The sequence below is a fragment of the Aquimarina sp. genome (genome assembly GCF_977115655.1).
On record NZ_CDSBKO010000156.1, the window covers coordinates 1 to 1,161 of the forward strand.

1 rRNA gene is annotated in these 1,161 nt (G+C 52.0%); it reads right to left on the minus strand.

Annotated elements, in window-relative coordinates:
- Nucleotides 1–1,161, minus strand: a 23S ribosomal RNA gene (locus tag ACZIYX_RS23975); the annotation flags it as partial.

The following is a 1,161-nucleotide window of genomic DNA, read 5'->3' on the forward strand; positions in this document are numbered from 1 at the left end:
GGAATTTCGCTACCTTAGGACCGTTATAGTTACGGCCGCCGTTTACTGGGGCTTCGATTCAAAGCTTGCACCTCTCCTCTTAACCTTCCAGCACCGGGCAGGCGTCAGACCCTATACGTCGTCTTGCGACTTCGCAGAGCCCTGTGTTTTTGATAAACAGTCGCTACCCCCTGGTCTGTGCCACCCCATCATACTTGCGTATAAAGGGGTCACGCTTCTTCCGAAGTTACGCGTGCAATTTGCCGAGTTCCTTCAACATAGTTCTCTCAAGCGCCTTGGTATACTCTACCTGACCACCTGTGTCGGTTTCGGGTACGGTCTATACGGTGGAGCTATTTCCTGGAACCGCTTCCCCGCCCAGACAATCCAATAAGTCTGAACGAGTTACGCAATCCGTCACTACCACCAGGCCCACGAATATTAACGTGGTTCCCATCGACTACGCATTTCTGCCTCGCCTTAGGGGCCGGCTAACCCTGCTCAGATTAACTTTAAGCAGGAACCCTTGGTCTTTCGGCGAGGGGGTCTCTCACCCCCTTTATCGTTACTCATGTCAACATTCGCACTTCCGATACCTCCAGGGCCCCTCACGGGTACCCCTTCACAGGCTTACGGAACGCTCCGCTACCACGTGGATAAATCCACATCCTCAGCTTCGGTGCATGGCTTTAGCCCCGTTACATTTTCGGCGCAAAGACCCTTATTTAGACCAGTGAGCTGTTACGCTTTCTTTAAATGATGGCTGCTTCTAAGCCAACATCCTGGTTGTTTTGGGAGTCCTACATCCTTTGCCACTTAGCCATGATTTGGGGACCTTAACTGGCGGTCAGGGTTGTTTCCCTCTCCACAATGGACGTTAGCACCCACTGTGTGTCTGCCGGATAGTACTTTCTGGTATTCGGAGTTTGGTTAGGATCAGTAAGACGGTGAGTCCCCATAGCCCATCCAGTGCTCTACCCCCTGGGGTATTCGGTCGACGCTCTACCTAAATAGATTTCGCGGAGAACCAGCTATCTCCGAGTTTGATTGGCCTTTCACCCCTAGCCACAAGTCATCCCGATCTATTGCAACAGATATGGGTTCGGCCCTCCAGTTGGTGTTACCCAACCTTCAGCCTGCTCATGGCTAGATCACTCGGTTTCGGGTCTAATGCAACTAACT